The organism is Caballeronia choica (genome assembly GCF_001544535.1).
Taxonomy (GTDB): Bacteria; Pseudomonadota; Gammaproteobacteria; order Burkholderiales; family Burkholderiaceae; genus Caballeronia; species Caballeronia choica.
Window position 1 is genome coordinate 1 of sequence record NZ_FCON02000228.1, and the last position, 8,300, is coordinate 8,300.

Here is an 8,300-nt window from a genome sequence, read left to right on the forward strand (position 1 = left end):
TGTTCAACGTTCTGAAGAACGGCTGTCAGGTCGAAGAGCTGCAGTTGGGCACGATTGAACGACTCGAGCGTGCGTTGGCGCTGTTTCTTGTGGTGGCTTGGCGTGTGACCTATCTGATGCGGCTGGGCCGGACCTGTCCTGATTTGGACGCGCATCTGTTCTTCGATCCCGATGAAATTCGGGCCGCCCACTTGCTCACGAAAACGCGTATGCCTGTGCAACCCAAGCTCAACGAAGTGTTGCGCTTGGTCGCTCGCCTCGGCGGTTTCCTCGCTCGCAAGGGCGATGGCGAACCCGGCGCGGAGACAATCTGGAAGGGGCTCACAAAAGTTCATATCGCCGCGGAAACCATGCGCTTATTGCGCGATGACGGTGATGCCGACATTTCTGTATAACGACATGCCTTGAGGCGGCACTTCTAGCTAACGACTAGTCGCACTGGTTGGCATGTCAAGCTTCGTTAGGTGCGCGGGACGTTTAAGCGAATACGCCATTATCTGTGATAACGTCCTTTATCACAGACTAATACCACGCAATAGGTCGGAGCGGTCGTAACAGTAAGTGTAGTATGTACAAGATAAGCCAGCGGTTAAATCGGTACTGAGAACGTGTAACGTTTGATGGATTCTCGGTATCGTATGGGCAGGTCGAAATTGAAATTTTCGGCAGCGCGAGCGAGAGAGCCTAATCTACGGCCGTTGCCACCACTTCGCTGCAAACCGACCACATATAATTTCATCGCAAAGGTTTTTCATTTCCGGCAGTTCGAATACCTTCAGGTACACGACGCTAGTCGCGTCGATATCAATCGATATGCGTAGTTTGGTTATGCCCGGCGTAACCAGAACTTTAACGCTTCCCAGCGCCGAAATCTCTCCATTTAGAGTTTCACTGACTGATATGGTGTAGATCCGATCTGGTCCCTTTAGGAGCACGTCAAATTCATGCAGGTGAGGTATCGTAGTCCCTAAAGTTACAATCGCCGCCTGTTCTTTGTTAAGGTTTTCATCTGATGAAATAACTAAAATCGGCTTTTCGGAATTGTCTTCACAATATGCGATCGATAGTTCTGCTGGCAATAAATCCAGGAGAAGAAGGTTCGCTCGTTGTCCCAAGAGTACCCGAGCATACTCGGCGAGTCCGCTAATGACTGCGGTTTCCTGAAACTTGTCGACTATGTCGTGTTTAGGGAACATTCGTCCGATCAGCTGTCGCACAGACCAAATTTTGCAGCCTTGTCCTGCGAGCATGACGGAATCAATCCGCGTCCATTCCGAAGCTCGCGCGGCGTTCTGGATGCAGCGCTCGATGCGGTCAACGAGCGCGCTTGAAACGGACGTTAGGTCGTCGCGTGAGATGATTATTTCGATGTCGACAAGCCCATGTCTGGACTCTATGTTCGACAACACGACCGTAGCCTCGGTGGTCGTGCTTAGTCGGATTTTGACACGCTCTGACTCTGCTTCTAGCTCTTGTTCTTCTTGCGGACCCAATGTTGTCCCTTCCGGCAGCAGATTGCGCGCGCGGTCGAGTATTAAATTTCGGATCGCCTTGTCGAAATCTATTCCGCCCACAGCACGATCACCAAAATTTGATAGCACCCCGAATTGACGCTCCCCGTCTACGTAGTCAATACACACAGCCGCCACATCCGTTGTTCCGCCCCCGACATCTACGATTAACACATTGTAACCACCAGCATCGTTTTCAGTCGATTCTTGCAATTCAATGTCATGGTAGCCACAGATAGCGGCAGCGCAAGGCTCGCTAATTAGCCGAGCTCGTTCGAACCCGGCGTTGATAAATGCTTCAACAACCACTTCACGTGCAGAGAGTGAAAAGCTAGCCGGAACCGCTGCGAGTGCCCTTCGCGGATTGCTGTCAAGCACTTCGCGTGCATTTTGAATAATTGACGCTATAATATATGAAGCGATACTAGAGAGAGGGATCTCGCGTTTATGCACATGAACTTTTGGGTTGGACGTCATTTCGCGCTTGAACCCTCTTAGAAGAGTATCGCTGACGATCCCATAATGGTCTAGCGCGCTGCGACCGACAATGTAGTCCATATTGGGCATGATAAGGATAGCCGAGGGAATATGGCGTTTCCCGTCTGGTCCACCAATATAAATAATCTCGTCATTTTCCGCTGGAATTGCGCAAAGGGAATAACTCGTGCCGAAATCAATCGCGAGAATATCGACGACTGTGGCATCACTTTCCCTCCTCGTGAAAGAGTTGACCCCTTGCCTGATTTCACGTCTTAACCGGCTCGTGAGTTGTAGCAGGCGATCGGGAGACACGATATTTACTTCGGCCATCGCCAACGGCTCGACTCTGAGAACGGGCTCTTGAATTGGTCGTTCGTGCAGCCGCCCAAGATCTGGGACACGACTTTTGAGGTAAGAATCAAGGTCGCGAACAGTTTTGCATCCTCCGAGCTCGCCTAGTCCATCAAGGAGACCGCGTGTAAAAATTCCTGCCGAGAGTTCGGGCACTTCAAATGACCTCTGCGACAGGCCACACGAAAAAAACCGCGCAAACCCTTTTTCTTTTAAACTGTCCGGATTGATTGGAGGCAGACTTTCGGCCCCTATAGATTTGCCTCCCCCACTCAAGTTGCGGCACGCATCTATGAAAAGGAGAACGCATCGACTTTTATAATCGGAAAGAGGCAACTCAACATCTTGGAGCGCAATGGAATTGTATTCGAGATGCGCAAACACGGCATCGCACGGTAGAAGATAATCCTTACCGTCAGACACGGATTTAAATCCATGTCCGCTAAAATAAACGAATATAATGTCGTCATTTGAACCCGAGAGACGGCGAATTGCTTGTGTGATGTTTGCACGTGTCGCAGCTCGTGCTCCGGGGCTTTCAGGGCTGGTTAAAAGCACAATGTCGCGATCGCAATCAATCCCGCAATAGGTGCGTAGCGCCGCAGCGAATTGTTGGGCGTCGGTATGCGCGAATTGAAGTGCGCCGATTTCGGGGTCATCGTACTTCGAACATCCGATGACGATTGCTTTGTTCACGAGGGCCCCCGCTAGCCCCGCTTGAACGTTAGCTTTAATCCCCCAGATAGTTCCGCACCTACGCTGCCCACCAACCGCACCTCGCCTGAACCAGTTAATTCAACGGTTAGTTCAACAGCGTCTAGGGGGTAAGGGAGATCGCGAAGTTCGGCGTCCTTGAGCGCCATCGCCACCGCGTTGCAAAATCTTGTCATATTCTGGGATACGACGGACACGTTTAGAGGACAAACTTGCTGCATTACACTCGAAATTCGATTACTCAGTCCCTTTGCGCCAGCGATTTCGTCCTCGCGACAAATGACGGTGATCGTGCTCGAAACTCCAGAAGTAGACATTTCGACTGCTCCATAAATTTTCAAAGGGTATGACGAAGTCGAGCAACACCTGCCGACGTGTATCGTCATCGTCGCATGGAAGCATGAAATCGGGGCAATTTTGGCGTAGGGTTGCCCACGAGAACGAGATTGTCTTCCTCACCAGCGAGCAAAATGTCCGATTAGTGCTTGACTTAAACCCGGACGCACACGCAAAAATCATGTTCGGCCCGTGCACGATCTCGACGAGTGGGAGCGTTAGTGATGGCTCAAGCTGCCAGTACGATTACATTTCTCGGCGACGACTTCCGGCTGGACGCGACAGTAGGCAGCGATTACGTCGTGCTCGACATCAAGGATGGCCCGTCGCTGCTGCTGCATCCGTACCACGCGAAAGACTTGCTGGAGGCCCAGTTGAGCCCGGGCGCCGTCACCGTGAACGGCAGTGGCGAGGTGTTCGTGCCCAGCACCCTTGCGTGGAAGGGGCTCGCTACAGCGGCTAGCACGATCGGCGTCTCGCGCGCGGCGCTCGGCAAGGTGTTTCTCTCGGCCATCCGCGTGGTGGAAGGGCCGATCGAGGATGCCATCGAAGCGGCGGCCGTCGAGAAGATCATCGAGCATTTCGACGACTCGGTGGGCAATGGCGTCTTCGCGCTGTCGAGAACGCTGCCGGGACAGATGAAAAAGCCCGACGCCGCAGCCGACGACTCGATTCTCCCGCGTCCCGACAGCACGTCCGTGCTTTTCTTGATCCACGGGACGTTTTCGGACACGAGCGCAAGCTTCGGCAAGCTGTGGAGCGAGCATCCGGAGCACGTCGACAAGCTCTTCGAAACTTACGGCGACAGCGTGTACGCGCTCGATCATCCGACGCTCGGCGTGAGCCCGATCCAGAACGCGCTGACGCTCGTCAGGGCGCTCAAGGGAAACAACCGCTTGCACTTGGTGACGCAATCGCGCGCCGGGCTCGTGGCCGAAGTGCTCGCGAGAATATGCGCGAGCCCGGTCATCAGCGCGGCGGACGAGGCGTTCTTCAAGGATGACCCAAAGAGCCTCGCGGAACTGCAAGCGCTGGCCGCCGAGGTCAAGGCAAAATCCGTCACCGTCGATCGCATCGTGCGCGTCACGTGCCCGGTGCGCGGCGCGCCGCTAGCGTCGAACCGGCTGGATGCGTACCTGTCGGTGCTGAAGTGGACCCTTGAATCCGCGCAGGTGGGGGTCCCGCCGCAATTCGTCGAGCTGCTGGCCATGGTAGCGACCACGGGCCTCGAGCCGAAGCACGCGCCAGGTTTGGCTGCGCACAGCTCCGACAGCGCGTTGATCCGTTGGCTGCATTATTCACTCACGACGCAATTGCCGGGCGACCTTCGTATCGTCTCGGGCAACGTGACAGGCCACCCGGTCATCTCGTGGCTGAACACGTTGCTTTCCGTCGGATTTATATGGACTGGCAAGGACTTCGTCGTGCCGATGTATTCAATGTATGGCGGCTTGCCGCGCGAGCGCGGCGCCTCGTTCCTCTTTGATCAGATCGGGCTAGTCCCCTACTTCCGCTACTTCAGCGATCCGTCCATAGTTGACGCGATGACGTCTGCACTCGTGAATCCGGCTGCGCCGGCGGGCTTCAATCCAATGAGCCTGCTTTGGACGTCAAAGTCGCGCGCATTCTGATACACGGCGTGCGTGACTGGTGACGTGGGGCGCGTAGCCACTCCGGACGGCCACATTGAGCCGCTGCCGCCCTGCTGCGGCAGCGGGCGGACGGCCAACTGCACTACAAGTTGATGCGCACTGAGTATCTGATCGGCTCGATTGCGTAGTCTTACCTCCACTTCAACCGCGTCGATAGCTACCGTGATTTCGACGGAGCCGACCTTCAAGATGGTGCCTGCCGACCGGGCGACTAACGCGGGCGCGGGTTTCTAGAAGCGCCGGACTTCACGGTCGAGCAGGGACATCGCGTGCCGGCAAGTCTTCTCGATCAATTATGGCTCGTCGATTTGGACCATGACTCGCACCGGCTCAATGCCGAGCAACTCCCCAATCCGATCCTCTACAGCTATCTCTATCTCAAGGCGGAGCGCTTCCGGGCCGAGCATGAGCATGAGCTGCGTGTGACGCTCAGCGCGATACGCATGGGGAAGCTCGCCTTCGGAGGTGAGGTCATGGAGCTGCCGCCTAGCTAGCTTGCACATGGCATTCGACTTCCGGGCTGCAATTGCCGAAGGCGCCATCGTCTCCTTCGAGAAGGGTTCCGACTGTGACGAGGCGTGGCTCGAGGCCGAACTGGCAAAGTCTAGGATCGGCTGCGCTCCCCGGTCGACAAGGTGAGACGGGGGCGCGGCCTGGGATCTTCTGGCGGCCTTTCAGCCAAGCTTCAACGCCAAGTCTTCCGTCGGAGTTCGCGTCCAGTCCTCGCGAATTTTCGGCGAAAAGAAGCGGTCTCTTTCGATCGTCGGCATCTTAAAAACATGGTGCAGCGACGACACCACGCCGCGGGAGTCTATCTGCACAATCTGTTCACATTCATTGACCTTCCCCGGATCGAGAATCATCCTCGGTTCCCAACCCATGGGAAACTTGGTACTTGCTTCCTGCGGCCTGCGTGATGGCCAGGGCTTGTAGGATCCTCCCCACAACAGCATATTGTCCGAGCAACAATCAAAATCCTTGTCGAGCAGCTGATAGTCGACGTGATGTGTTGCGACCATTTCCGCGTCGACAGCCCAGCGGGTTTTCACCGAGAAATTCTTTGGCGCATTCGGAACAGAAAGCAAAAGCCCATCGATTGCTTTCGTTCCTTTGTTCCGACAGACGACCGCATACTGTTTGTTCGGGTACGGCCGGCGCGCCGTGACTTCCTTCGCGCCGCGGAGATATGCTCCGTAAGGCTCGATCGTCACGTCGACAAGTGACGTTGGCAGCTCGCTGAAAATCCGTGGGCGAATGTGTATGAGCATCGCGTTCCTTCCGTGACATGCGTTTTAACCATGCGGTCGCCGTGATGTCGAGCCATCAGTATGGTTAAGAAGTCGCTCAGTTTCCTGATTCGATTATTGACACCCGCTCGGCGAACCCTCCTCCCGTCGCATCGGGCTCGCCATCCGTTGCAGGCCGCCCTTCTGATGGAACCCTAATTGCTTGGCAGTTAGTTTCGCGAAGGAGTCGAACCCATGTGCTACGGAAAATCAAGCATGTTCCGGACAGTACCAAATGAGAGGAAATGAAGTGAATAGCGATAATGCGGCGTGCGCAAACTAGTATTGGCCCATTCGTCCTGCTTTTCTGAGGACAAGACATGTTTTCGCACCTACTATATGTAAGAACGCAGCCGCGGCCGTGACAAATGAATCGCCAGACTCCTGCCGCGTTATTTAGCTAATTAAACAACCTCGCGATAAAAAAGAGTTCCTAATTAATTCATAAAGCTTACGATTTTAAGACGGCTATAAAACAATCTGAGGGAGCGACGAACATGCGCGCTGTTATCGTACAAATAGTGTGTTCGCTGTTAGTCATCAGCGTGTCGGCGCAGGCCGGAGAACCAGGAGATGGAAAAATTCATGGCCGCGGACGATATTATTCGCAAATGAATACTTTTTTTGTCGAGCAGGGTATTTTGGAAGTAGTAAAGCCGAACGCGTCGACAGTCCCCCGATTGATACTTTCGTTCAACGCGGGCGTGTATTCGGCGGAATGTGCGGGCATGGAGGCGGCAGACGGACCGTGGATCAGCTTGAAACTGATGGTATATAATCGGCCCCCGATTTGGCTAATGAACATGGAGGAGTTGCGTGTCGAAGGGCCCGTAGGCACTTACGTCCATGTGACAGATATCACTGCCAACTTGTACGCAAAAGGGATAACTGCAGACAATTTGAATTCCAATGTAGCATTCATTGATTTTTTAATGGGGGGAGATAATTGCCAGCATAAAAATGGATTCAAGAGGGTGCCCGTTCCTCAGTTACTGGAACCGGCCGAGGACAAGAATTTCTTTCCGCCCTCTACGATTAGCCGTTCGGCCGTAGGGAATGAGAAATTGGGACGCTGCACGAATGGTCATGACTGTCCGGCGTGCACTAGCATTGACGGTTCCGTGACCGCGCCTAATGCTTGTTGCATCAACATAAACCAATGCGTGTGCGACCAAGGATCAGTCTCGGTTCCCTTTCCGCGTCAATCCTGTAACTAGGGCAAACATGACACATCCGGAACCGCATCTGGCAATGACTCAAATCTATTAAGGCAGTTCAATTCTCCAGTAACACTCATGCCATTTGTACGACGCGTCGTAATCGAGAACATTGCTTCCAGTGTCAATATTATAACCAAGATGTTTGTCACTTAATGACCCCTTTTTTTCCGTCGCCGTAAACTCGACCGGACCTGTTTCTCGAAAGAGTTTTCGCGAATAAGACAATATACGAGTAGTGGGATCATAACCCGCGTCGGGCGCGGCTTTTTTTGCCTCTTGCCAACTCATGCCCTTGTGGACCGGCAAGAGAGGTGTGGGAACTTGCCCGGACTGTACGGGCTGTTGAGGCATGTCGTTATACAGAAATGTCGGCATCACCGTCATCGCGCAATAAGCGCATGGTTTCCGCGGCGATATGAACTTTTGTGAGCCCCTTCCAGATTGTCTCCGCGCCGGGTTCGCCATCGCCCTTGCGAGCGAGGAAACCGCCGAGGCGAGCGACCAAGCGCAACACTTCGTTGAGCTTGGGTTGCACAGGCATACGCGTTTTCGTGAGCAAGTGGGCGGCCCGAATTTCATCGGGATCGAAGAACAGATGCGCGTCCAAATCAGGACAGGTCCGGCCCAGCCGCATCAGATAGGTCACACGCCAAGCCACCACAAGAAACAGCGCCAACGCACGCTCGAGTCGTTCAATCGTGCCCAACTGCAGCTCTTCGACCTGACAGCCGTTCTTCAGAACGTTGAACA

At 54.2% G+C, this 8,300-nt stretch carries 8 protein-coding genes; 4 read left to right on the plus strand and 4 right to left on the minus strand.

Features of this window, described 5'->3' with window-relative positions:
• On the plus strand, positions 1-395 hold a 395-nt coding region (locus tag AWB68_RS40470), incomplete at its 5' end, for an IS4 family transposase (protein ID WP_268810917.1).
• A 294-nt stretch (positions 396-689) separates the two neighbouring features.
• Here the strand turns inward: AWB68_RS40470 and AWB68_RS40475 are convergent.
• Complete coding sequence (locus AWB68_RS40475) at positions 690-3,038, minus strand: Hsp70 family protein (protein WP_087649794.1); 2,349 nt, start codon at positions 3,036-3,038, stop codon at positions 690-692.
• A gap of 11 nt (positions 3,039-3,049) precedes the next feature.
• Entirely contained in the window at positions 3,050-3,442 is a 393-nt protein-coding gene (locus AWB68_RS51940; RefSeq protein ID WP_445344365.1) for a Pepco domain-containing protein, read from the minus strand.
• A gap of 174 nt (positions 3,443-3,616) precedes the next feature.
• On the opposite strand from AWB68_RS51940, the gene AWB68_RS40480 reads away from it, so the two are divergent.
• On the plus strand, positions 3,617-5,023 hold the full coding sequence (locus AWB68_RS40480) for a DUF7379 domain-containing protein (protein WP_087649795.1): 1,407 nt from the start codon (positions 3,617-3,619) through the stop codon (positions 5,021-5,023).
• 290 nt (positions 5,024-5,313) lie between these two features.
• On the plus strand, positions 5,314-5,538 hold the full coding sequence (locus AWB68_RS47530) for a hypothetical protein (protein WP_125483214.1): 225 nt from the start codon (positions 5,314-5,316) through the stop codon (positions 5,536-5,538).
• 180 nt (positions 5,539-5,718) lie between these two features.
• Here AWB68_RS47530 and AWB68_RS40490 read toward each other — a convergent pair whose 3' ends face one another.
• Complete coding sequence (locus AWB68_RS40490) at positions 5,719-6,312, minus strand: DUF6012 family protein (RefSeq protein ID WP_087649797.1); 594 nt, start codon at positions 6,310-6,312, stop codon at positions 5,719-5,721.
• A gap of 515 nt (positions 6,313-6,827) precedes the next feature.
• Here AWB68_RS40490 and AWB68_RS47535 point away from each other — a divergent pair.
• Positions 6,828-7,547: a hypothetical protein gene (locus AWB68_RS47535; protein ID WP_125483215.1), complete on the plus strand. Its 720-nt coding sequence runs from the start codon at positions 6,828-6,830 to the stop codon at positions 7,545-7,547.
• Between the two features lie 358 nt (positions 7,548-7,905).
• Here the strand turns inward: AWB68_RS47535 and AWB68_RS40495 are convergent.
• On the minus strand, positions 7,906-8,300 hold a 395-nt coding region (locus AWB68_RS40495; protein WP_268810917.1), incomplete at its 5' end, for an IS4 family transposase.

What these genes read in the sequence shown, in the direction of transcription:
- AWB68_RS51940 (WP_445344365.1), bottom strand. Translation starts at nt 3,442, where the DNA reads ATGACGATACACGTCGGCAGGTGTTGCTCGACTTCGTCATACCCTTTG.
- AWB68_RS40480 (WP_087649795.1), top strand. Translation starts at nt 3,617, where the DNA reads ATGGCTCAAGCTGCCAGTACGATTACATTTCTCGGCGACGACTTCCGG.
- AWB68_RS40490 (WP_087649797.1), bottom strand. Translation starts at nt 6,312, where the DNA reads ATGCTCATACACATTCGCCCACGGATTTTCAGCGAGCTGCCAACGTCA.
- AWB68_RS47535 (WP_125483215.1), top strand. Translation starts at nt 6,828, where the DNA reads ATGCGCGCTGTTATCGTACAAATAGTGTGTTCGCTGTTAGTCATCAGC.